Annotated in this window: 29 protein-coding genes, 2 pseudogenes and 1 riboswitch; of the genes and pseudogenes, 20 read left to right on the top strand and 11 right to left on the bottom strand. The window is 43.9% G+C overall.

Translation table 11 applies throughout. The features are described from left to right. Positions 1 to 19: 19 nt before the first annotated feature. Positions 20 to 196, bottom strand: a complete 177-nt coding sequence (locus tag HFV01_RS08395) for a hypothetical protein (protein WP_318286220.1) — start codon at positions 194 to 196, stop codon at positions 20 to 22. Between HFV01_RS08395 and HFV01_RS32005 the strand changes: the two genes are divergently transcribed. The 4 genes from HFV01_RS32005 to HFV01_RS32000 all read left to right on the top strand — a co-directional run bounded on the left by HFV01_RS32005 (position 126) and on the right by HFV01_RS32000 (position 1,344). Next, positions 126 to 287, top strand: coding sequence for an NACHT C-terminal alpha/beta 1 domain-containing protein (locus HFV01_RS32005; protein ID WP_438861265.1), 162 nt, complete (start codon positions 126 to 128; stop codon positions 285 to 287). The two genes, HFV01_RS08395 and HFV01_RS32005, sit on opposite strands and share 71 nt — an antisense overlap. A 189-nt stretch (positions 288 to 476) precedes the next feature. Then, positions 477 to 722, top strand: a complete 246-nt coding sequence (locus HFV01_RS08390) for a DUF2281 domain-containing protein (RefSeq protein ID WP_008050001.1) — start codon at positions 477 to 479, stop codon at positions 720 to 722. Continuing rightward, positions 719 to 1,141, top strand: a complete 423-nt coding sequence (locus tag HFV01_RS08385; RefSeq protein ID WP_006624694.1) for a type II toxin-antitoxin system VapC family toxin — start codon at positions 719 to 721, stop codon at positions 1,139 to 1,141. Before HFV01_RS08390 ends, HFV01_RS08385 begins: the two co-directional genes overlap by 4 nt. A gap of 104 nt (positions 1,142 to 1,245) precedes the next feature. After that, positions 1,246 to 1,344: an NACHT C-terminal alpha/beta 1 domain-containing protein gene (locus HFV01_RS32000; RefSeq protein WP_006669964.1), complete on the top strand. Its 99-nt coding sequence runs from the start codon at positions 1,246 to 1,248 to the stop codon at positions 1,342 to 1,344. A gap of 69 nt (positions 1,345 to 1,413) precedes the next feature. Here the strand turns inward: HFV01_RS32000 and HFV01_RS08380 are convergent, their stop codons facing one another. From HFV01_RS08380 to HFV01_RS08370, 3 genes are all read right to left on the bottom strand, one after another. Further along, positions 1,414 to 1,680 carry a type II toxin-antitoxin system RelE/ParE family toxin gene (locus HFV01_RS08380; protein ID WP_006624692.1) on the bottom strand — a complete coding sequence of 89 codons (267 nt, stop codon included), beginning with the start codon at positions 1,678 to 1,680 and terminating at the stop codon, positions 1,414 to 1,416. A gap of 2 nt (positions 1,681 to 1,682) precedes the next feature. Continuing rightward, positions 1,683 to 1,892, bottom strand: a complete 210-nt coding sequence (locus HFV01_RS08375) for a hypothetical protein (protein WP_006624691.1) — start codon at positions 1,890 to 1,892, stop codon at positions 1,683 to 1,685. A 150-nt stretch (positions 1,893 to 2,042) separates the two neighbouring features. Further along, positions 2,043 to 2,303, bottom strand: a complete 261-nt coding sequence (locus HFV01_RS08370) for a hypothetical protein (RefSeq protein WP_160162569.1) — start codon at positions 2,301 to 2,303, stop codon at positions 2,043 to 2,045. Here HFV01_RS08370 and HFV01_RS31995 point away from each other — a divergent pair. The 5 genes and pseudogenes from HFV01_RS31995 to HFV01_RS08350 all read left to right on the top strand — a co-directional run bounded on the left by HFV01_RS31995 (position 2,218) and on the right by HFV01_RS08350 (position 3,545). Then, a complete protein-coding gene (locus HFV01_RS31995; RefSeq protein WP_396442652.1) occupies positions 2,218 to 2,394 on the top strand; it encodes an NACHT C-terminal alpha/beta 1 domain-containing protein in 177 nt (58 codons plus the stop codon). The genes HFV01_RS08370 and HFV01_RS31995 overlap by 86 nt on opposite strands. 58 nt (positions 2,395 to 2,452) lie before the next feature. Beyond that, positions 2,453 to 2,704, top strand: coding sequence for a hypothetical protein (locus HFV01_RS08365; protein WP_006624689.1), 252 nt, complete (start codon positions 2,453 to 2,455; stop codon positions 2,702 to 2,704). Beyond that, positions 2,701 to 3,117: a type II toxin-antitoxin system VapC family toxin gene (locus HFV01_RS08360; RefSeq protein ID WP_008050006.1), complete on the top strand. Its 417-nt coding sequence runs from the start codon at positions 2,701 to 2,703 to the stop codon at positions 3,115 to 3,117. Before HFV01_RS08365 ends, HFV01_RS08360 begins: the two co-directional genes overlap by 4 nt. A gap of 22 nt (positions 3,118 to 3,139) precedes the next feature. Further along, positions 3,140 to 3,244 (top strand): annotated as a pseudogene (locus tag HFV01_RS08355) (NACHT C-terminal alpha/beta 1 domain-containing protein); the annotation flags it as partial. Between the two features lie 100 nt (positions 3,245 to 3,344). After that, positions 3,345 to 3,545 (top strand): hypothetical protein, encoded by a 201-nt coding sequence (locus HFV01_RS08350; RefSeq protein WP_006624686.1) that lies wholly within the window; start codon positions 3,345 to 3,347, stop codon positions 3,543 to 3,545. Positions 3,546 to 3,813: 268 nt separating this feature from the next. On the opposite strand, the pseudogene HFV01_RS08345 reads toward HFV01_RS08350, so the two are convergent. Then, positions 3,814 to 4,722: pseudogene (locus tag HFV01_RS08345) on the bottom strand (amino acid--tRNA ligase-related protein); the annotation flags it as partial. Between the two features lie 111 nt (positions 4,723 to 4,833). Between HFV01_RS08345 and HFV01_RS08340 the strand changes: the two are divergent. Next, positions 4,834 to 5,286: an SH3 domain-containing protein gene (locus HFV01_RS08340; protein WP_006624683.1), complete on the top strand. Its 453-nt coding sequence runs from the start codon at positions 4,834 to 4,836 to the stop codon at positions 5,284 to 5,286. 209 nt (positions 5,287 to 5,495) lie between these two features. Here the strand turns inward: HFV01_RS08340 and HFV01_RS08335 are convergent, their stop codons facing one another. Continuing rightward, positions 5,496 to 5,807, bottom strand: a complete 312-nt coding sequence (locus tag HFV01_RS08335) for a hypothetical protein (RefSeq protein WP_046320866.1) — start codon at positions 5,805 to 5,807, stop codon at positions 5,496 to 5,498. Positions 5,808 to 6,144: 337 nt separating this feature from the next. Between HFV01_RS08335 and HFV01_RS08330 the strand changes: the two genes are divergently transcribed. The 4 genes from HFV01_RS08330 to HFV01_RS08315 all read left to right on the top strand — a co-directional run bounded on the left by HFV01_RS08330 (position 6,145) and on the right by HFV01_RS08315 (position 8,601). Beyond that, the gene (locus HFV01_RS08330; RefSeq protein ID WP_006624681.1) at positions 6,145 to 6,348 is read left to right on the top strand and encodes a RelB antitoxin-like protein; all 204 of its coding nucleotides are present in this window, start codon (positions 6,145 to 6,147) and stop codon (positions 6,346 to 6,348) included. Continuing rightward, a complete protein-coding gene (locus HFV01_RS08325) occupies positions 6,345 to 6,572 on the top strand; it encodes a hypothetical protein (protein WP_006624680.1) in 228 nt (75 codons plus the stop codon). Before HFV01_RS08330 ends, HFV01_RS08325 begins: the two co-directional genes overlap by 4 nt. Positions 6,573 to 6,655: 83 nt before the next feature. Beyond that, positions 6,656 to 7,489 carry a Uma2 family endonuclease gene (locus HFV01_RS08320; RefSeq protein ID WP_006624679.1) on the top strand — a complete coding sequence of 278 codons (834 nt, stop codon included), beginning with the start codon at positions 6,656 to 6,658 and terminating at the stop codon, positions 7,487 to 7,489. Positions 7,490 to 7,728: 239 nt separating this feature from the next. Next, the gene (locus HFV01_RS08315) at positions 7,729 to 8,601 is read left to right on the top strand and encodes a hypothetical protein (RefSeq protein WP_006670591.1); all 873 of its coding nucleotides are present in this window, start codon (positions 7,729 to 7,731) and stop codon (positions 8,599 to 8,601) included. A 70-nt stretch (positions 8,602 to 8,671) separates the two neighbouring features. Here HFV01_RS08315 and dcm read toward each other — a convergent pair whose 3' ends face one another. The 5 genes from dcm to HFV01_RS08290 form a co-directional block, all read right to left on the bottom strand. Beyond that, on the bottom strand, positions 8,672 to 9,961 hold the full coding sequence (dcm, locus tag HFV01_RS08310) for a DNA (cytosine-5-)-methyltransferase (protein WP_006624677.1): 1,290 nt from the start codon (positions 9,959 to 9,961) through the stop codon (positions 8,672 to 8,674). Next, positions 9,948 to 10,931: a DpnII family type II restriction endonuclease gene (locus tag HFV01_RS08305; protein ID WP_006670590.1), complete on the bottom strand. Its 984-nt coding sequence runs from the start codon at positions 10,929 to 10,931 to the stop codon at positions 9,948 to 9,950. Before HFV01_RS08305 ends, dcm begins: the two co-directional genes overlap by 14 nt. A gap of 334 nt (positions 10,932 to 11,265) precedes the next feature. Continuing rightward, a complete protein-coding gene (gene cobW / locus HFV01_RS08300; RefSeq protein WP_006624675.1) occupies positions 11,266 to 12,318 on the bottom strand; it encodes a cobalamin biosynthesis protein CobW in 1,053 nt (350 codons plus the stop codon). 142 nt (positions 12,319 to 12,460) lie between these two features. After that, a riboswitch (cobalamin riboswitch) is annotated at positions 12,461 to 12,606 on the bottom strand. 106 nt (positions 12,607 to 12,712) lie between these two features. Further along, positions 12,713 to 12,955 carry a hypothetical protein gene (locus HFV01_RS08295; RefSeq protein ID WP_006624674.1) on the bottom strand — a complete coding sequence of 81 codons (243 nt, stop codon included), beginning with the start codon at positions 12,953 to 12,955 and terminating at the stop codon, positions 12,713 to 12,715. A gap of 48 nt (positions 12,956 to 13,003) precedes the next feature. After that, entirely contained in the window at positions 13,004 to 13,213 is a 210-nt protein-coding gene (locus HFV01_RS08290; RefSeq protein WP_006624673.1) for a CAB/ELIP/HLIP family chlorophyll-binding protein, read from the bottom strand. Positions 13,214 to 13,427: 214 nt separating this feature from the next. Here HFV01_RS08290 and HFV01_RS08285 point away from each other — a divergent pair, with 214 nt between their 5' ends. The 6 genes from HFV01_RS08285 (at position 13,428) to HFV01_RS08260 (ending at position 20,222) form a co-directional block, all read left to right on the top strand. After that, complete coding sequence (locus HFV01_RS08285; RefSeq protein WP_006670587.1) at positions 13,428 to 14,096, top strand: ferrous iron transport protein A; 669 nt, start codon at positions 13,428 to 13,430, stop codon at positions 14,094 to 14,096. Between the two features lie 27 nt (positions 14,097 to 14,123). After that, the gene (gene feoB, locus HFV01_RS08280; protein ID WP_006624671.1) at positions 14,124 to 16,481 is read left to right on the top strand and encodes a Fe(2+) transporter permease subunit FeoB; all 2,358 of its coding nucleotides are present in this window, start codon (positions 14,124 to 14,126) and stop codon (positions 16,479 to 16,481) included. A 149-nt stretch (positions 16,482 to 16,630) separates the two neighbouring features. Continuing rightward, entirely contained in the window at positions 16,631 to 16,849 is a 219-nt protein-coding gene (locus HFV01_RS08275; RefSeq protein WP_006624670.1) for a FeoC-like transcriptional regulator, read from the top strand. Between the two features lie 29 nt (positions 16,850 to 16,878). Next, positions 16,879 to 17,376, top strand: a complete 498-nt coding sequence (locus tag HFV01_RS08270; protein WP_006624669.1) for a ferritin-like domain-containing protein — start codon at positions 16,879 to 16,881, stop codon at positions 17,374 to 17,376. 57 nt (positions 17,377 to 17,433) lie between these two features. After that, positions 17,434 to 18,045 (top strand): HMA2 domain-containing protein, encoded by a 612-nt coding sequence (locus HFV01_RS08265; protein ID WP_006624668.1) that lies wholly within the window; start codon positions 17,434 to 17,436, stop codon positions 18,043 to 18,045. Beyond that, the gene (locus HFV01_RS08260; protein ID WP_193520998.1) at positions 18,042 to 20,222 is read left to right on the top strand and encodes a heavy metal translocating P-type ATPase; all 2,181 of its coding nucleotides are present in this window, start codon (positions 18,042 to 18,044) and stop codon (positions 20,220 to 20,222) included. The genes HFV01_RS08265 and HFV01_RS08260 overlap by 4 nt, the downstream gene beginning before the upstream one ends. The last annotated feature ends 72 nt before the right edge of the window (positions 20,223 to 20,294 follow it).

Genomic DNA, 20,294 nt, shown 5'->3' with positions numbered 1-20,294 from the left:
TGAGGTTACACCGCCAAGGTTAGGCTACCCCCGGACCCGCCACCCCGCTTGAAATGCGCTGCCACCTCAAAACCCTCAAACGCGCCCCACCTCCTCCCCCACGGAGCCATCCTCTTTGGCGGCGAATTTCCACCCCGACCCAACCCACCCTAAAAGCGATCGCGAAGCGTCTCCGTAGGAGAGTACGATTTCTCACCTCAGAACCCCTAGAAGCGCCGTTAAAAGGCTTTCCCCCCAATCAACCGAATCTGATATCTGCGATCGAAACCTGGTTAGGGGAGATTTGATCACCCAAGAAACCGGGTTTCTGCGAGAGTTTCTGCTACAAACCCGATATTTTGCTAGAAACCCGGTTTCTGAAATTTTAGGTTAAAATATCCTTTCATAGACAAAAAGAGGAAACAAGAGAAATTGCCACTCAACTCACTATTGAACTCGAACCTGACCTAGCTGAAAACTGCAAATCATAACGAACCATGCTTACCCTAGAAATAGCCATCCAAAAAATTCAAAAATTGCCCCCTGAACAATGGCAAAAGTTACTTGAATTCATCGAATTCTTAGAATACCAATCTAGCCACCAGAAAACAGCGCCCCAAACCATAGAAACCCCTGAAGTTTCATTCGCAGAAGCAGCGAAAGAATTTATGGGCTGTCTCGATAGTGATTTAGAGGATTTGTCCCACAATCCTCAATATTTAGAAGGATTAGGTGAAGAATGAGTCCAAAAATCATTGTAGACACGGGAGTTTTAATTGCTTTTCTGTTGCCCAAGGATAAATTTCATTCTTGGGCTGTTAACCAATTATCCAAAATTACCGCCCCCGTCATCACCAATGAAGCCGTCATCACAGAAGCCTGTTTTCTGGCCCGAAGAATTCATCAAGGACAAGCAACTATCTTAAAATTAATCAAACAAGGACATCTGGTTATACCCTTCACCTTAATCCAAGAAATAGAAGCGATAGAGAGCCTCATGCAACGCTATGTTTCAGTCCCTATGTCGTTAGCCGATGCCTGTTTAGTGAGGATGAGTGAAATGTATGAAGATAGCCAAATTATTACCCTAGATAGTGATTTTACCATCTATCGAAAACACAGAAACCAAACGATTCCGATTATTATGCCACTGGATAATTAAGGCGATCGCTCATGACCTCAATTCCTGAAAAATGATTCTAATCGGATTAGCAATATCCTTCAGTAGTTGCCCAACAACCTGGAACGATATAAGGAGACATTGCCTTGCTCACCTCCGAACCCCTAGAAGCGCCGTTAAAAGGCTTTCCCCCCAATCAACCGAATCTGATATCTGCGATCGAAACCTGGTTAGAGGAAATTTGAGAAACCGGTTTTCTGCGACAGTTTCACCTACAAATCAGAGATTGGGATAGAAACCCAGTTTCTGGCTACTTAATACACCTCATCATGGCTGCCCATATCAACAAATACAGCTTTTTCATCCTCTGTAAAATAGAATAACACTCTCTCATCATAACCCACACTGAAACTCCATAAATCTTTCAACTTACCCGATAGTTTGTGCGTCTTTAAAGTAGGGTCAAATGGATCGAGGATAAACAAGTCTAACTTTTGCCAAAACCTTGTTTCTAAATCCTGATTGCCTTTAATTTTCTTTTTAAAAGCCCGTTTAAAAGCAGAGCTAAAACTAACTTCCATAATTATTCTTCAATCATCTTCTTCAATTTATCAATCTGGTTGGAGAACTTAAGATTTCCTTGTTTTTCTTCCTGCTGGGCTACTTGGAAATTCTTATAAATATTGTCACGAGATTCTTCACGAAGATATTGCTGTAACAACATTGAAATTTCTTGTTTTTCATCGATAGAAAGACCTTTTATTGCTTCAACTACATCATTAAATCTCATCATTGACTAAGCCTCACGGTACTGACTTACTTTGAATGATATTCTATTTTGCCATAAACCAACCGACACCCCAGCCTTCCTCACGGACGAACTCCTAGAATTGCCTCAACGCCGACATCCTCGCCAACGAAACCCGCGAACGGGAAATCGCCCTCACCCTGGCTCGAACTGATTTGGGACATCACTCGTCCCGACGAAGACCCCGCAGAACTGCGATCGCCACCTCAAAACCCTCAAACGCGCCCCACCTCCTCCCCCACTGTGCCATTCTCTTCGGTAGCGAATTTCCACCCCGACCCAACCCACCCCAGAAGCGATCGCGAAGCGTCTGGGCAGGAGAATCGCCTTTTGCCAAAAACTGACGGGGGTAATTGCGTTCCGGAAGCGTCTGGGTAGGAGAATCGCATTTCTCACCTCAGAACCCCTAGAAGCGCCGTTAAAAGGCTTTCCCCCCAATCAACCGAATCTGATATCGGCGATCGAAACTTGGTTAGGGGAGATTTGAAAGTTACCGTTTTTTAGGTTAAAATTTCCATAAGGTGATAAACGAAAAGGGAGACATAATGAAAATTGCCACTCAATTAACTGACGAACAAGTACAAAAATTGGCTTTTATTCAACAAAAAACTCAACAAAATTCCGATGAAGTTTTAGGAGCTGCTCTTGATTATTATTATCGAAAACTCTTGACGACTTCTACCAGTCATATAGAGAACTTTAGTAAAATTGGCTTTGTTGGTTGTATTGAAGCCGAACCTGACCTAGCCGAAAACTGCGAATCAATATTAATGCAAGAAATTAATACTGAACAATGATTATTGTTGATACCGGGTTTTGGGTTGCCTTAGCCAACAAAAATGATAACTACCATGAAGCCGCTAAACAAACGTTTAGTCAATATCATGAACCGCTGATTACCACATGGTGTGTTGTCACCGAAACCTGCTACTTTCTACAAACTCGTCGCGGAGTCCAAGCTTCGGTTACGTTTATTAGTGCCATATCTGAGGGATTATTCCAAGTTTTTGAAATTAAGCCTAACCAGATTACTAGACTCAAATATTTGATGAATAAATATCGCGATGTTCCCATGGATTTAGCTGACGCATCCCTGGTTTTGTTGGCAGAAGAATATAAAACTGGACGAATTTTATCATTAGATGTTAAGGATTTTAGTATTTATCAATGGAATAATAACAATTATTTTGAGAATCTTTTCAGATCTTAATAGCAAAGCACGACATGGTAAAATCGCCTTCCTCACCTCCGAACCCCTAGAAGCGCCCTTAAAAGGCTTTCCCCCCAATCAACCGAATCTGATATCTGCGATCGAAACCTGGTTAGGGGAGATTTGAGAATATTGGTTTCTATAACTCTCGATTTTAGAGCATCTCGTTTACTCTGATGCCTTGCCAGCCCAGCTATAATTTCTACAACAACGACAGAGGTAAAACTGTGTCCAACCTAAAAGAAATTGAACAAGCAATTCTCTCCCTGCCATCCCATGAGTTTGAAAAACTAAAACAATGGTTCTTTGATTTGGATTATCAACGGTGGGATGAACAGATAGAACAGGATATTGCCGAGGGTCGTTTAGAAGCCCTCGCTCAAGAGGCGATCGCGGAGTTTGTATCTGGACATTGCCGAGAACTCTGATGCACTATACCACTCGACGATTTTGGCAATGTTACCATGCTTTACCGGAAGCTGTACAAACAACTGCCGATGAATGCTACAACTTACTCAAATCTGACCCGTCTCATCCGTCTCTCCATTTCAAAAAACTGGGGAAAAGGTATTGGTCGGTTAGAGTAATCCAATTTTCCCCGGTACTTTGAGATAGTCTCCTGCAAACTTAACGTTGGCAGGATAACTCAAAGCCTGCCGACCATGCTTTGATTTGAAACGGGGTAACTGCGCCCGTTGTAGCCACGGCACAGATTAAGTCTTCAACTAAGGCCATAATTTGGAAATAGTCAGCATAGGCTTGATAGACTTCAATGGAGGTAAATTCTGGGTTATGGGTGCTATCAATTCCCTCGTTACGAAAGACACGACCAATCTCGAAAACCTTTTCCATACCGCCACAAACGGCACGTTTTAAGAACAATTCGGTAGCAATACGCAAGTATAAATCAATATCTAGGGCATTGTGATGGGTGATAAAGGGTCGCGCCGCCGCGCCGCCATAAATAGTCTGGAGGACGGGGGTTTCAATTTCATCAAATCCGGCATTCCATAGATAGGTGCGAATGCTGCGGATAATGCGGCTACGGAGTTTAAACCGCTGTAGGGATGTGGGATTACTAACTAGGTCTATTTCCCGGTGGCGGCGACAGAGTTCGGGGTCATTGATGCCATAGTAGGAGTCGGGGAAGGGTATGGTAGCTTTGGAGATCACGTCAAGGCGGGACACTTGAATGGAGAGTTCCCCCCGGTTGGTGCGGCAGCCAATACCCTCGACTCCGATAAAGTCGCCAATATCGAGAAGTTTTTTAATTTGGTTGAATGTTAAACCGGGGTCGCCTGTGACGAGTTTTTTCTCGATTTTGAGTTGAATGGTTGCTGATGCGTCGGTTAAGCCAATAAAGCCAATACTACCGCTATCACGTTTGAAGGTGATGCGACCACAGACTCGCAGGGGAAGTGCTTGGGGGTCGGCTTCTCCGTTGGCGAGTTGGTGTTGTGGTTGGGAAAAGTGATCGTGAATTTCTTGGGCGAGGTGCGATCGCTCAAAAGCTACGCTAGGATAGGGTTCAATACCCTGACTACGCAATTCTTCGACTTTTTTGGCACGAACTTCTAATTCGTTGCGGGTTGGATTCTCAGGCATTTCGGAAATTACATTATAGATTAGAGTCCTAGGATCTCATATCATAGCGATCATGAAGATCAGAAGAACCGGATAATTGACCAGTTACTGTGGTTAACAGTTATTGATCCCATGAGGAAGGTTAAACCCAAAATTAGGCTCGTTGTCCTGGGTGCTATTATACTGGCAGTAGGTGCGATCGCTATTGGTTTAGCGTTCAGGCCTGATGCTGAAAAGGATTTGAAGGCTAATGGGGATGCTCTGTTTGAGCCGATAGTGGGGAATCCTGGCTTTGAGGGGGAAACGCCGCCAGAGGTGAGGCGCAATTTTCCTGATGGTGAGTTTCGGGGTGCTGATTTTTACCCGCGAGCCAAGGCTAGAATTAGGAGTAATCGGGTAAATGTTCGCCGACTGGCTACTCTCAACACTGGAAGTATTGCTAGGTTATCGGAGGGGACGGTGGTGGAGGTGGTCGATCGCATTGATAATTCTGAGGATGGTTATATTTGGTATAAGGTTGTGCTTCCCGAAAGCGATCGCCAGGGATGGGTTCGCGGCGATTTACTTACCCAGATATCCGATTAAAGATTACGTCCCCTCTCCCCCTCTTCTCTGGGTTCTTTCTGGGTTGGTGAACCATCGGTAAACGAATTGACTCACCACCCAACCCAAGAAGATACTTACAAAAATCGTCAGAAGTCCCCCCCACCATAGGCTACTGAGCGACGGTTGCTGATTGGGATCTTTATCAATTTGACATTCCCATCCCTAAAAGCCAGCGATTCTTGAGCTAATCACAGCCCTTTATGCTGATGAGTTTGGGGCTTGCTGTTAAGGAGGTGTCGAAGGTGGAACAGGAAACGAATCGTTATTGGAGTTGGGAGTATTTGCGCCGGGGGATGAGGTGTGGGAGGCGATTCTGCTGCGGTAGTTGCGGAAGGATAGTAATTTGGGGTTGGTGATTTGGGAGGAATTGGGGTTAAAATTGCGCTTTTCTTACCTTTACCGATTTGACCTAAGTTTTCTGCCGCTCGTCTGCGGGTCCGCTCATCGGTAGTAGTTTCCAGAATATCAATTAACTCATCAATGCACTTGTCTTTCATCATATTTCAGACCGCTTTAGAGTGGTTTTTAGATTAATCTCATAAAGGGCGAAGCATAACTGGATAAAGTCTCTGCTTTCAGAAACCGGGTTTCTTGTAGGAGCCAATAGCAATTCGCCCGTACTCGGTATGAAGCATAGATCGCCCCTCTGTATTTGGGATAAACTGATTATAATTTGAGAAAAGGCTGTCAGCACGGTGAGTATCCCTGGCGGGGACGGGAATAACGCTTGAGGATGCCGGAATTACCGTGAAGAGTCTTCCCGGGAAAACCTGCTGCCTAAGTTTGTGTTATTTTTATCAGTAAAATTTGCGGATAAAGTGAATTGAGAAAGAGAATATGCAAGCAGAACAATATCCATTTGTCCAAGAATTGATTACAGATGTTTCTGGTCAAATTCGTAAAGTCATCTTGGATTTCAGTGATTATCAGCGACTGCTAGAAGTTATTGAACAAGAGGGACTTTATCAAGCCATGATGGAAGTCAAAAATGAAACTTCCTTGGACTTGGAAGCCGCCCTAGCTGAACTTGAGAAAGAATGAAAAGGCAGTATAAGCGGAGTTTTTTACAAGACTTGAAGGCTCTGACAAGTACCCCTCGCGCCCTGACTTTAGCAACTATTCCCAATCCGATTAAACTGCCCAAGGGTAAGGATTCCCAGTCAGCAATAAAGCCACGGGAAACGGAGGCATCGATCGCACTTAGTTTAATAAAGGAAAATCAAATTTCTGGAGACATATCCAACCAACAATCGGAGTCCGAATAAAAAGAGGACTTAGCTACCCTTAGCTGAAATTGCTATAATGAAATGAACTTTCTCAGTTTCTCTCCTTTCACCAACGGATCGACATGACTCAAAGCCCAGACCCGACAATAGTACCGCCGGCTTTTCCCGATCATACCCAATTACCTGAATCCGACGGTACCTTTACACAAAACTTTTTCAAACATCCCCAGAGTATTTTATTGACCGATTCTCTGGAAAGTACATTGCAAACCCTCCACCCCAATGGACAATATGCGATCGGTCAAAATTCCGGCATTTATTGGCGGGAAACTGACCCGCCGGAACGGGGTGCCGAAGCCCCAGATTGGTTCTATGTTCCCAATGTGCCACCGCAATTAGATGGTCAATATCGCCGTTCTTATGTATTATGGCGGGAGTATGCCGCTCCCTTTATTGCCATTGAATTAACCAGCGGTGATGGTTCGGAACAACGAGACAAAACCCCCCTCTCTCGATCGCCAGAAGGCGTTAACCAAAGACCTGGAAAATTTTGGGCTTATGAGCAGATTATTCGCATTCCCTATTATGTCATTTATCTGATTCAAACCCATGAGTTAGAGGTTTATCGCTGGGTGGGTGGTCGCTATGATCGCTGGGAAGCCAACGATCGCGGACGTTACCCGATCGCCACTATGGGAGTCGAGTTAGGCGTGTGGGAAGGTAGCTATCAAAATCAGACCCAGCAATGGTTACGGTGGTGGGATAACCAGGGTAATTTATTGCTCACTGGTAGCGAACTCGCTAAACTCGAACGCCAACGAGCCGATCGCGCCGAACAAAGCCAACGAGAAGCCGTTCCTAAACTGCTGTCAAGGGGTTTAAGTATACAGCAAGTAGCTGAGGCTTTGTCCTTGTCCGTGGAAGATGTGGAAAAACTCGGCTCGGTTAAAGATTAAAATCAACGGCGATCGCGGATAACTGCGATCGCTATTCAAGACTGTGGCGATAATTCCCAAGCCGATAACGTTGCCAAAAGTGCATCAATTTAGAGGCGGATAAACCAGCCATAGAAGCAGAGGGAAGCATCCCACTCAGCTTAACTCACCAATATGAATGGGTCGAGAAGTGGGGGATATAAGAGAGAATCGGATGAGCAATCCAGAGACAGTAGAGATAAGATTATCGGGTATCATTAATGCGATCGCACCTAAATTTAACCCATTACAAAACCCAATCAGAAGATACCAGCATCGATGCGGAATTGATGCAATTTGGGCGGTCGTGTCAACTCAGCGCCAGTCAAAAACTGGCATTTCTCAAACGGATCATCCAACGGGGTCTAAAATTGGTCTGCTGGGGAATTCACCAACAATCCCCCAATGGCGACAATTTGACATTCAAACAACTGTACGTCCGCAGACGCTGGGGGGAACTGTTTGCTACTTATAGTGATAATAACCTGTTTGATGAAAGGGAGCCATTGATGATAGAAGATCCCATCGCGATCGCCTATAAAATTATCGACAAACTCAATCTCTTAAATATCCCCTACTATATCGGCGGTTCCGTCGCCAGTTCCCTACAAGGTGAAGCCAGATTCACCCAAGATATTGACTTGGTTATTTATCTCGAATTATCTCAAGTCGAAGTTTTCATCGAAACATTCAGCTCGGATTTTTATGTCAGTGATGTCGCGGTAAAAGATGCCATATTAGGTGTCAGCAGTTACTTGAACTTAATCAATTTTGAATCTCTCGAAAAAGCCGATATTTTCATCTCCCGAAGCGATGATTTTTCTCGTTCCCAAATGAACCGCCGTCAACTCTATGTCCCGGAAGAAAACCCAGAACAAGCCTTTTATCTTTGCACTCCAGAAGATACCATATTACAAAAGCTGGTCTGGATGAGAATTGCCCAAAACGAATCCCAGAAACAATGGCGAGATATATTAGGTGTGCTGAAAATACAACGAGAACGCCTCGACTTAGACTATCTTTGGCAATGGTCAGAATATCTTAACATTTCCGCATCACTGAATCAAGCCATCCAGCAATCTGGTATAATGTAAATGAATCCCACAATTTTCTGTCGATATTATCTACTATTAATTAGGGGATTTTACCAATGCTTAGGGAAATTTATGGTTTCCCAAGAAATGGGGTCTTAGCTGTTGGTATTAAGTTTAGTAACAACTCTTGAGCGATCGCTTTAACCACCGGAATGGTAACCGAATTTCCCAACTGACGATAAGCCTTATTCTGATTGGGGTGAAGTTGAAAAGAATCTGGAAACCCCTGTAAACGCGCCGCCTCACGGGGAGTAATTCGACGGACTCTTCCCCCATAATATACCCCCAATCGGTTCCCATCACTAGCCACCAAAGTCACCGATATTTTATCGGGGTCGAGAAACTTATATACTTCAAAGGAAAAATTACCCGCCACTGGCTTATATTTATCATCAATAAGTTGCAGATAGTTTTTGTCAACTAAAGAGGCTAATAATTGCGCTAAATTAGGATGGGTATAAAAACTAGCAATTTGAGCCTTGGTAAGTAACTTCCCATCTTGATGTTGACCAAAAACCTTATGGCGGCGTTTAGTAATCAAGCGATTCATCAGGTCAATTTCCTGGGGGGTACAGTCTCCCCGTAACCCCAACTCCCAAGAGTGAATTGAGTTTCCCCCACGATAGTCAATCAGTCTCACGCCATGTAATTTCTCTAAGTTTCCGCGAAGAAAGGTGCGTAACGCCGTTGTAAATTCCGCAGAACAATCATAATGGTGGGGGGGATTATCCTCTAAAATATCTCTGACTTTACAGGAAGGTTTAGGCGCAGAAAATAGAGACAGTTGACCGGACTCATAAGAGTGAGAATCCTTAGCACCCAAATCTGACACTAGGTTGAAGTGAGGGGTTTGGTTCAGAACACCCATCATATAGGCTCGGACGCGATTTTGGGGAACACCATAGTTGGAGCTATTCAGTAAAAATAGGTCAAAACTATAACCACGCTCTTGCATTTTTTGGCGAATTGTGTTGATAGTTTTCCCTTGGTCATGGGTGACTAAACCGCGAACATTCTCAAAAATAAAAGCCTGGGGTTGTTGGCTATCCATGAGACGTAAAATCTCAAAAAACAAGGTTCCCCGTGTATCTCCAAAACCAGCTTTTTTCCCGGCGTATGAAAAACTTTGACAGGGAAATCCAGCCAGCAAAACATGATGGGGGGGAAGGGAGGGAATGGTCTGAATATCGCCTTGGGGAGTTTCGGAAAAGTTAGCTTGATAAACCTGTCTAGCATCCCCATCAATTTCACTACTGAGGAGACAATCAGGAATGCAACCTAAAGACTCAAGCGCCTGTTCAAAGCCGAGGCGCAATCCCCCAATTCCGGCGAATAAATCTATAAATTTAACGGTTTTCATTTTCTATAAAGTCGAGAATAAAGTAGTGTAAGTAATTCAGTTCTGACTCAGAAAATGCCAGAAGCAAGTGGCTATACTCATCAATGGTATTCAGAGCAGATTGGCGTTGGAAGTTACCGACTCCATCAATAATATAAATAATCTTGTAACCCAAGCCATCAATCTGCTCAAATCTTGATTTTGCTTGACCCGCTTTCCGCTCAATTGTGCTATTTGTGGTTTCCTGAAAGCTAATTTCAATTGCTATATATTTTTCACCTTTACTTACGACAATATCAAAGTTAGTGTCTCTTTTTCCTGTTTGCTTATGACTGACTCCAGGGATGGTAGAATTGAGGTTGATATTAATATCATTTTGATTTAAATTTTTACCTAAATATTGATATATATGACGTTGCAAAAGCTGACCTAAATCATTACTTTTAGCTCCTGCGGTAATACGGCTTAGATAAATATAACGCTGGCGTATAAACTCGGAAAGTTCATCATACTTACCCATTAATTGTCCAATCTGACATCCCCAAGTCTTAAAAATGCCAGAAATTTTAGGATTTGTTGAATCTCCAGCAAACAGGAGGACGACAATAATATCTTTATAAACTTCAGACAGAGTTTGTTTCCTTAACAGTAATTTCTGGCTGGAAACGTTGAGTTTTTGGTTTGATAATATTCCTGATATGGGTAACACCTGAAAACGATAACAAAATTGAGTGTTGTTCCAAATATACTCTAATTCTCCATCGGGGAACAATAAATCAAACTCTTGATTTAAACGTTGTAGTTTTTCACCTCCAAAATCTGCTAAGATCAGAAGGTGTTTGAGGAATAAATTAGCAGAGAGCTTTGATATTTCTAAAGTGGTAAATATATCTAGGGGATTTTCTAATTCCAAGGCTAGAATTGAGAGAAACTGCTGTTGGGTTTCAATCAGCACCGGGATAATACTCTGTTCGAGTTGTTGTTGAACCAAAAACTTTGGCTAGAATAAAGATGCTGACTGATGCAATTCCTCAATTGTTCGTTTTTGAACCATAGATGATTAAACAGTTTTTCTGTCAGAATTTGCGAACCATTGATCAAATGTGGGTATCCAAAGGTAAACCTATCATGACTTAGAGAGTGAACTAGATGGGGAATACCTGGGGGACGCAATATGGTATTAGGAGGAGAAGGTGGGATGGAGACGAGACGGAAAGTAGCGTAAAGTGTGGTTGTATTGGGGCTATTTTGGCGACGCTGTGAATTTTACTACTGTTTAAATAAGGACGATCGCATTATTAAAATCACCAAAATTGATAAGATTTCTACCTGTTTAACGCCATGGTTTCTGACTGCAAAGAAGTGGCTATTTGTTCTTGATTAAGACTACGACCAATAAACACCAGTTGAGTTTGGCGAGGTTCGTCGGCTTTCCAGGGGCGATCGAAGAAGGTATCAAATCGGTTTCCGACTCCTTGAACTACCATCCGCATGGGTTTATTTGCTACGGCTATAAAACCTTTGATGCGGTAGATTTCCCACTGCTGGGCGATCGCTTTTAATTGATTAACTAAACTGGCGGAGTCCTTAACTGGATCTAAGACTAAATGCACAGCATTGATATCATCATCGTGTTCGTGTTCTTCTTCCTGGTCATGGTGACTAGGGCGACTGTCCAGATGGTCTTCTACCGCTGCATTAAAGCCTAATAATATGTCAGCCGAAATTTTACCTTGCTGACAGGAAACCGTCTGCACTCCTGGGGTTAACTCCTGTTTTAGCCATTGTTGAACCCGCTGCTGAGACTCTTCATCAATGCGATCGCCTTTCGTCAAAAGTACCAAATCAGCACAAGCTAACTGGTCTTCAAATAACTCCTCGATTGGTGTTTCATGTTCCAAAGTTTCATCCGCTTGACGCTGCTTTTCTAAAGCCTCTAAATCTCCCACCAGTTGACCATTGGCTAGGGCTTCACTATCAACTACCGTAATCACACCATCTACCGTCGCTTTCGTGCGAATTTCCGGCCATCGGAAGGCTTGAACCAGTGGCTTTGGTAAAGCCAAACCAGAGGTTTCTATTAATATCGAATCAATCGCATCTTGGCGTTTAAGTAGTTCTTGCATAGTCGGCAAAAACTCTTCCTGGACGGTGCAACACAGACAACCATTCGCTAATTCGATGATATTAGTTTCCGTTTCTTCTTCGTCACAAACTTGGCAAGATTTGAGGATTTCGCCATCAATACCTACTTCGCCAAATTCATTGACTAATACCGCGATCCGACGACCTTGGTTATTTTGCAGTAAATGGCGGATCAGGGTGGTTTTTCCAGCCCCTAAAAATCCGGTGATAATGGTTACAGGAATTTTATGCACGGTTTTTTGACTCCTCCGAAATTATAGCGATTTGCTATCTATAAATGTTGAGATTTTCCTAGAGTTTAGATGGGCGATCGCTATGATATTTAGATTGTGAAAATACTAAATCAACCATCATCCATACCTCGCAGATGAATCAACAATAGGTTACTTATCGGCGGGCATTCTGACTGAGAGACTAACAGAGTCCCATCACAGTCGCGGGACAGCGCCGGACTTACACCGGACTTTCCCCCTTTCCTCTAAAGGCTGATTTCCCTTAGAACCGATATCGGGAATATCTTATCACAGGTTGGGCGAATTCGGGGAAAAACCAAAAAAGTCCCTGCTTATTTCTAAACAGGGACGGTTTGTTATTAGTGAATAGGGAGAGATAGGTAAATTTGATGACTTAGACTAAGTTAGTGAAAATCAAAGCCCCAATAGCGCCACTAACGGCGATCGCCATCAGTAAATTTGTAAAAAACCTGCCGTATTCTGCATTATAACCAAGGGCTTTGTCTTCCTGACCACCTGTGAAGAATAAAGACCAGGCTTGGTTAGCTGTAATTACTTCTGAGGTACTGTTAAAGTCCGGTCGAAAGATTACAGGTCCGATTAAGTATTTGTTAGGAAAGTTAAAATCTGTTTTCATACAAGTCTCCGAAATGCTACTGAATTATAGGTTGACAAAATCTGGGTTTTACAGGCTAGTTAACCAGCCAATTACACCATGTCCGGTTAATGCTTCTAAGGCTAGGGCGGATATAAACCCGATCATAGCTAGTCGTCCGTTGAGTTTCTCTGCGTATTTGTTGAAACCGAATTGTTGCGATTCCTCTACATATACTTGGGGTTCGATCGCGTAAACATTTGCGCGTCCACCTTCTTCCATAATTTGTCCACGAACCATAGTATTTTTGCCTCTCTGACTTCTTGTAAACAAATGTAACACACTGCAAACAAATATTGCAAGGGGTTGACAAAATTAATTTTTGTAGTATAATCTTTTGCTTTTTCCAAACAAGGGGGTTTGTTAAAAATTTATTAACAATGGGATTTTTACTTAGTTACATGGTATTAATTAAAATTAATTCTCAATTAGCTCAACAGAGAGCCAATAGATTATGGACAATGATAACTACTGTGCCGATGTATCCGTGAACGGCTTTGATGGTGGCTCAAGCTGGTCAGGATTTACTTACCTCAAAGACAACACTGGTCATGCTCGCACCATAAGTGAATCACCAGAATCATTGGTTGTAGTGGGCGAATCATCAATTCCGGGAACCTTTGCTTTGTCCGAGGCGAAGGTAGGCGATCGCTTATATATAGTTGCTCTCAATTGTGCCGGAGGCAATACCCGTCTAATGGGGATGGGGTTAATGCCAGGTGTAGAATTAAATGTCATTAGTTCCACAACCAGTGGATCAGTGATTATCGCCCTAGGCGACCATCGCTTAGGACTGGGGGCAGATATGGCTGAGAATATTCAGGTCGCCACAGAAAACCTCACCCAGTCGAAAAGGAAACTCTCATCAATGAATAAGACTAATGTTGTGCAGTTGCGCCATGCGGCGATCGGTTCTCGGTTGCGGGTGGTTGGTTATGACCCCGCCGCCCGTAGCTACAAACGGAAATTATTAGCCATGGGATTAACTCCAGGGGTGGAATTTACAGTCAAACGCCACGCACCTTTAGGAGACCCAACCCAAATTGAGGTCAGGGGATTTAACCTGAGTTTACGCAAAGACGAAGCAGATGCCCTCCAGGTGGCATTGATCAACCCATCCTAAAGGAGGAACAAAATTGTGAGTCAGTCTATGGAACTGAACCGCCAAACCGATAATAAGGCTGCGATGTCCTGTATTGCTTTGGTGGGAAACCCTAACTGTGGGAAAACGACCCTATTTAATGCTTTAACTGGTAGTAATCAGCGGGTAGGTAACTGGCCCGGAGTTACCGTAGAAAGGAAAGAGGGAAGCTATCGTTATCAAAACCAGGCCATCAAGGTGATTGACCTGCCAGGGGTTTACTCTCTGGACGTGGAAGATGCCAGCACTGGATTAGATGAACAGGTAGCGCGAGACTATTTACTATCGGGTGAAGCCACCTTAATTATCAATATCGTAGATGCGTCCAACCTAGAGCGAAATCTGTATCTAACCACCCAACTGCTGGAAATGGGTTTGCCGATCGCGATCGCCCTGAATATGATAGATATAGCCCAGCAGCGGCAAATTACCATTGATGCCCAACAATTAGGCGATCGCTTAGGCTGTCCGGTAATTCCCATGAGTGCTAGTTCTGGGCGAGGGGTAGAACAACTGCGGGAAATTGTCCGAGATGCCATACTTATGGCAGACCGCCCCCAAGCTAAAGTCGCCTATCCAGCCCTTATCGAAGCCGCCCTCAATGAAATTACCGAATCTATAGCCCAACAATATAACTACTTACCCCCAGACTATCGTTGGCAAAGTCTCAGTTTATTGCAATATGACGATCGCCAAAGTTTGGTTAATCAAGATGTCGTTAAGCAAATTGCCACCCACCGCCACCGCATACACCAAACCCTGGGAGAAGATATCGACTTATTGATTGCTGATGCGCGCTATAGCTGGATTCATCAGATGTTACAGGGTATCACACAGCGATCGGACCTAGTACAACAGCACGTTTCCGATCACATTGATCAGGTAGTCCTCAGTCGCGCCTGGGGTATACCCATTTTTTTGGTAGTCATGTACCTGATGTTCCTGATTTCCATTAACTTTGGCGGCGCATTTATCGACTTTTTTGAGATCGCCTTTGGTACCGTATTTGTAGATGGCATGGCTCATGGCCTTGAGCAAATTAACGCCCCCGGTTGGTTAATCGGTACTCTAGCCGAAGGAGTTGGCGGCGGTATCCAAACCACTGCTACATTTATCCCCCAAATTGGCTTAATGTTTATCTGTCTAGCCATCTTAGAAGACTCTGGCTATCTCGCCCGCGCCGCCTTTGTTATGGATCGGTTTATGCGGTTTATGGGGCTTCCGGGTAAGTCTTTTGTGCCAATGATGGTCGGTTTTGGCTGCAATATTCCCGGTATTATGGCAACCCGGACTTTAGAAAATCCTCGCGATCGCCTAATGACCGTCTTAATGAATCCCTTTATGTCCTGTGGGGCGCGCCTGCCAGTTTATGCCCTGTTTGTAGCCGCATTTTTCCCCAGAAACGGACAAAATATCGTTTTCTTGCTTTACATCATCGGGATTTTAGCAGCCGTGTTCACCGGGTTAGTCATGAAGCATACCCTCTTACGCGGTCAATCTGCACCCTTTGTCATGGAATTACCCCCCTATCATATTCCCACCGCCAAAGGTGTATTAATCCGCGCTTGGGAAAGGTTAAAAGCCTTTATCACCCGCGCCGGGAAAATGATTGTTATTGTCGTGTTAATTCTGGGTTTATTAAATTCTGTCGGCACTGATGGTTCTTTCGGGAAACAGGATAGCCAGGATTCTCTTTTAAGTGCCGTTAGTCGCACAATTACCCCAGTTTTTAGCCCCATGGGAATCACTCAAGATAATTGGCCGGCTACTGTCGGCTTATTTACCGGAGTATTTGCTAAAGAGGTCATGGTTGGCAGTATGGATGCCCTTTATAAGCAATTAGGGGCTGATGAAGCATCCGCTGCCGACTCAGTGGAAGAACCCGAAGAAGAATTTAGTTTTTGGGGAGGTATCGCCGAAGCCTTTGCTAGTATTCCCGCTAACTTAGCTGATTTAGGTAATCAAATACTTGATCCCATTGGTTTAAGTATTATGGAAAGCACTGATAATCAGGAAGAAGCCGCCACAGCACAGGAGGTTAGTTATAGCACCTTTGGTCAAATGTCTCAAAGGTTTGGTAGTTCTACCGCCGCTTTTGCTTTCCTGTTATTTGTGTTGCTTTATTTCCCCTGTGTGTCTGCCATTGCTGCTGTTTACCGGGAAACTAATCTCGGTTGGACGGTGTTTGTGGCGCTTTGGACTACTGGACTAGCCTACTGGGTTGCTAGTTTCTACTATCAGGCGATGACTTTATCACAAAATACCGGAGAGGCTTTGGGTTTATTGATGGGACTATGTATCGTCATGGGTGCTACTTTAGTTAGTCTCAAAGCTGTTAGCAACCGTCGCCATTCTCCCCGTTTGTAGCCAGGGTTAGACTTGCCAAAAAAGCAGGTTATTAGCCTTTTGGCTGTAGCTAGTCTCAAGGATTTGTGAATTTATGGTTATCGGTGTTAACAGGTATATTCATGATACCATAGAGACTAGCGATCGCACCATTTATCCCGTCGTCAACTATGCTACTTCAACAACTGCAAAATCATCTCAGAAATCATGGTCGCGTTTCTTTGACAGAATTAGAACATCAGATGAAAATTGATGCTGATACCCTGCGATTCATGCTGGGCAAATTAATTAGAAAGGGGCGAGTTTGTAAAGTGGAGGGTAAAGCCTGCGGGGGCTGTCATAGTTGCTCCCCAGAAGCGATCGAGTTTTACGAATGGATATCTCCCTAATTTAATGAGTTAATCAGGAGTTAATCAAAATGTCAGATAATCCAGCCCTGGATAGTCTTAAACAGGCTTTATGTGAAGCCATACAGGATGAATATAAAGCCTGTGCTACCTATCGGTTAATTATCCAAAAATTCGGACCGATTAGACCCTTTGTGAATATTATCGAAGCCGAAAAAAGGCATATACAGGCATTAATTCCACTGTTTATTAGGTATAATATTCCCATACCAGAGGATGATTGGGAAACTCGTATAATTCCCCCTAACTCAGTACAAGAAGCCTGCGAACAAGGAGTTAAAGCCGAAATTGAAAATGGGGAAATGTATCAAAGGTTATTGAAAGCCACATCAAATTACTGGGATGTACAAAATGTGTTCTTAAATTTGCAACGTGCATCCCAAGAAAACCATTTACCCGCCTTTAAACGTTGTGTCACCAGACGTACTCAAACCATAGCCATATCTAATCAAAACAACTGTTATGGTGGACACCGACATCAGCGCCGGAGAGGTTGTCAATTCTCCTAGTTATTGGGTTCGTGAATTATCTATGGTATACTGTCCTGAAAATAAGGTAAATTGACCATGACGGATTCAGCATTATCTACCGAAATTCAAACCGCAGAAAACCCCGACATTCTTCCCCAAATAGGTCGGTGGTTAGAAGACTATGAGGAAGTGGTGACGATTTTACCTGTGGTAGCAGGTTTATTAGTTACCAGTCGCCTGCGGCTACGGGGGGCGCAAGCCTTGATAGTTAACCTGTTAATGGCTGCAATTATTCGCCAATTAGTTCGCCAATTGAAGCAGGAGGCTAAGGCTAACTCTCCCGCTACTAATTCCACTCAAGCCACAAGTCCTAATAACCATCAAGATAATAGTCCCACAGCTACCACAACTGAAACCGAAGATTATACTATTGTTCATTCTATACCCGGACGGCTTCGGTTGCGTATTCCCCGTTTAATGACTGATGTTCTCTATGCGAAACGCTTAGAAAAACTGTTGTCTGAGGAACAGCGAGTTAAGTCGGTACGCATTAACCGCACCGCTGCATCTTTGATTATTCAATATGACCCGGCTGGGGTTTCGGAATTGGAGTTAGGTATGTATTTAGTTACTATCCTAGAAAAGGCTGAAACTACTGCTGAACCTGATACAAATTCCGTCTCCGATGATTCTGAACCCACATCATGACTACCGCGATATCAACATCATTATCTAATCAAGAATGCCAGGTTATTCATCAGGTAGCTGGACGGACTCGCTTTCGTATTCCCCTATTAGCTAAATATCCCCAATTAGCTACTGAAATTCAGCCGATTTTAGCAAAAAACTCCGGTATTACCTATGTGCGGATTAACCCCATAGCCGCCTGTATGGTGGTGCAATATGTCCCGAATAAATTGGCGGCGGTTGATTTATCAAATTTGGTGATTAATGTAGTCAAAGACTTGACAAATCATCAATTTTATGATAAGCCAATTTATGGTGTTAATAATGAGCCGAAAACCCCTGAAAAATCAGGGACTGTAGAGGAAAACGAGTCGAGTCTGCGGCTGCCAATTATAGCCACTGCGTTGGCGGTTTTAAGTCGGTTTCCGCAATTAACACCATTGCGCCCTGTGGCGAGAATAGCGTTTATTCTAGCGGCTTTTCCTGTGGCTCAACGGGCTTTTAATAGCCTGATTAATCAGCGACGGTTAAATATTGATTGTCTGGATTTTCTCGCCTTGAGTTTAAGTGCGACTCAGGGTAAGTTAGTTACCCCGGCTATGGTGATTTTACTGCATGAATTGGGGGATGTAATTCGGGAACAAACGGCGCGGGCGACGGAGGTACGCACGGCGAGTTTGATGGATGCTATTGGTAGGTTTGCATGGGTGGTGGTGGATGATGATTTACCCCCGCAAAAAATCCCAAGCGATCGCCTTCAGGTGGGGGATAAAGTCGTCGTTTATCCGGGGGAACAAATCCCCGTAGATGGTACGATATTAAAAGGGGAAGCCGTTATTGATGAACAGGGTTTAACTGGGGAAGCAATGCCATTAGTTAAACGGGTGGGAGAGTCGGTTTTAGCTTCGACTTTGGTGCGTTCAGGACAGCTTTACTTAAAAGCCGATCGCGTCGGTTCTCAAACTAGAGCTGCTTTGAGTATAGAATTATTACAAAAGGCTCCCGTTTATGATACCCGCATGGCTAATTATGCCGAAAAAGTCGCAGATAGGTTAATCTTGCCTTCTCTACTTTTGGCGGGTATTGTATTAGTTACTAGCCGAGATGCTGCTAGGGCTGCCGCTATTCTTACCCTCGATTTTGTCACCGGAATTAGAGTGTCAATTCCGACAGCCTTTTGGGGTGCATTAAATCATACAACCCGCCATGGTATCTTGGTTCGCAGTGGTCGGACTTTGGAACAACTCGCCGAAGTTGATACCGTGGTTTTTGATAAAACCGGAACTCTAACCGAGGGTGAAATTGCGATCGCTGCCGTGCGGACGCTTCCCGGAGGAATGTCCGAAACCGAACTGCTAAAACTGGCGGCGGCCGCGGAAATGAGACTTAATCACCCTGTCGCCGAGGCGATCGTTAATTATGCTGCTCAACTTGACATTACTATTCCCCCACGAGGAGAATGGTTCTATGATTTAGGCTTGGGAGTACGAGCCGAAATTGAAGGTCATCAGGTATTGGTGGGAAGTCAACGTTTTCTCGAACAACAGCGGGTTAATTGGGGTGATAATTCCCTGATTTCTACTAGCCAAATGACCCAAATTTATGTCGCTTGTGATGGCGATTTTCAAGGGGTGATTGAATATACTGACCCCCTGAAACCAGAAAGCGATCGCCTCATACAAGCCCTGCAAAAAAATTATGCGATCGAAGTCCATTTACTCACCGGAGATAACCCCCAACGCGCCGCCTTAGTTGCTGAACAATTAGGGATTCCCAAATCGCGGGTTTATGCAGAAGCCTTCCCCGATGAAAAAGCTCGTATTGTTCGTGATTTACATCGCGCCGGTCGGACTGTCGCCTTTATCGGAGATGGATTAAATGATTCCGTCGCTTTGGCTTATGCGGATGTTTCCATTTCCTTTCAACATGGTTCTGATATTGCTCGTGAAACCGCCGACGTAGTGTTGATGAATAATAACCTCTTAGACGTTTTAGAAGCCATTGATATCGCCCGTCAAACTCGCAATTTAATTGACCAAAATATCGCTCTCGTCGTCGCCCCGAATTTAGCAGCTTTGGGGTTGGCTTCCACCGTAGGACTTAATCCCTTAGTGGCTACTGCTATCCACAATGGTTCAGCGATCGCCGCCGGAATGAATAGTCTCCGACCCCTAGTTGAACACCAGATGAACAATTAATAATTAATAATTAATAATTAATAATTAATAATGGTCGGGACCGGTTCCGCTGTCCATTGGTGGCTGAGAAAC

This window comes from Limnospira fusiformis SAG 85.79, from assembly GCF_012516315.1.
Lineage (GTDB): Bacteria > Cyanobacteriota > Cyanobacteriia > Cyanobacteriales > Microcoleaceae > Limnospira > Limnospira fusiformis.
This window is presented reverse-complemented; position numbering and strand designations above follow the sequence as displayed.

What these genes read in the sequence shown, in the direction of transcription:
- HFV01_RS08375 (WP_006624691.1), bottom strand. Translation starts at nt 1,892, where the DNA reads ATGATGAGATTTAATGATGTAGTTGAAGCAATAAAAGGTCTTTCTATC.
- HFV01_RS08260 (WP_193520998.1), top strand. Translation starts at nt 18,042, where the DNA reads ATGACTACCGCGATATCAACATCATTATCTAATCAAGAATGCCAGGTT.
- HFV01_RS08380 (WP_006624692.1), bottom strand. Translation starts at nt 1,680, where the DNA reads ATGGAAGTTAGTTTTAGCTCTGCTTTTAAACGGGCTTTTAAAAAGAAA.
- HFV01_RS08275 (WP_006624670.1), top strand. Translation starts at nt 16,631, where the DNA reads ATGCTACTTCAACAACTGCAAAATCATCTCAGAAATCATGGTCGCGTT.
- HFV01_RS08390 (WP_008050001.1), top strand. Translation starts at nt 477, where the DNA reads ATGCTTACCCTAGAAATAGCCATCCAAAAAATTCAAAAATTGCCCCCT.
- HFV01_RS08285 (WP_006670587.1), top strand. Translation starts at nt 13,428, where the DNA reads ATGGACAATGATAACTACTGTGCCGATGTATCCGTGAACGGCTTTGAT.
- HFV01_RS08315 (WP_006670591.1), top strand. Translation starts at nt 7,729, where the DNA reads ATGCGATCGCACCTAAATTTAACCCATTACAAAACCCAATCAGAAGAT.
- HFV01_RS08365 (WP_006624689.1), top strand. Translation starts at nt 2,453, where the DNA reads ATGAAAATTGCCACTCAATTAACTGACGAACAAGTACAAAAATTGGCT.
- feoB (WP_006624671.1), top strand. Translation starts at nt 14,124, where the DNA reads ATGGAACTGAACCGCCAAACCGATAATAAGGCTGCGATGTCCTGTATT.
- HFV01_RS08385 (WP_006624694.1), top strand. Translation starts at nt 719, where the DNA reads ATGAGTCCAAAAATCATTGTAGACACGGGAGTTTTAATTGCTTTTCTG.
- HFV01_RS08265 (WP_006624668.1), top strand. Translation starts at nt 17,434, where the DNA reads ATGACGGATTCAGCATTATCTACCGAAATTCAAACCGCAGAAAACCCC.
- HFV01_RS08320 (WP_006624679.1), top strand. Translation starts at nt 6,656, where the DNA reads ATGACTCAAAGCCCAGACCCGACAATAGTACCGCCGGCTTTTCCCGAT.
- HFV01_RS08360 (WP_008050006.1), top strand. Translation starts at nt 2,701, where the DNA reads ATGATTATTGTTGATACCGGGTTTTGGGTTGCCTTAGCCAACAAAAAT.
- HFV01_RS08335 (WP_046320866.1), bottom strand. Translation starts at nt 5,807, where the DNA reads ATGATGAAAGACAAGTGCATTGATGAGTTAATTGATATTCTGGAAACT.
- HFV01_RS08295 (WP_006624674.1), bottom strand. Translation starts at nt 12,955, where the DNA reads ATGAAAACAGATTTTAACTTTCCTAACAAATACTTAATCGGACCTGTA.
- HFV01_RS08330 (WP_006624681.1), top strand. Translation starts at nt 6,145, where the DNA reads ATGCAAGCAGAACAATATCCATTTGTCCAAGAATTGATTACAGATGTT.
- HFV01_RS08325 (WP_006624680.1), top strand. Translation starts at nt 6,345, where the DNA reads ATGAAAAGGCAGTATAAGCGGAGTTTTTTACAAGACTTGAAGGCTCTG.
- dcm (WP_006624677.1), bottom strand. Translation starts at nt 9,961, where the DNA reads ATGAAAACCGTTAAATTTATAGATTTATTCGCCGGAATTGGGGGATTG.
- HFV01_RS08290 (WP_006624673.1), bottom strand. Translation starts at nt 13,213, where the DNA reads ATGGTTCGTGGACAAATTATGGAAGAAGGTGGACGCGCAAATGTTTAC.
- HFV01_RS08270 (WP_006624669.1), top strand. Translation starts at nt 16,879, where the DNA reads ATGTCAGATAATCCAGCCCTGGATAGTCTTAAACAGGCTTTATGTGAA.
- HFV01_RS08340 (WP_006624683.1), top strand. Translation starts at nt 4,834, where the DNA reads ATGAGGAAGGTTAAACCCAAAATTAGGCTCGTTGTCCTGGGTGCTATT.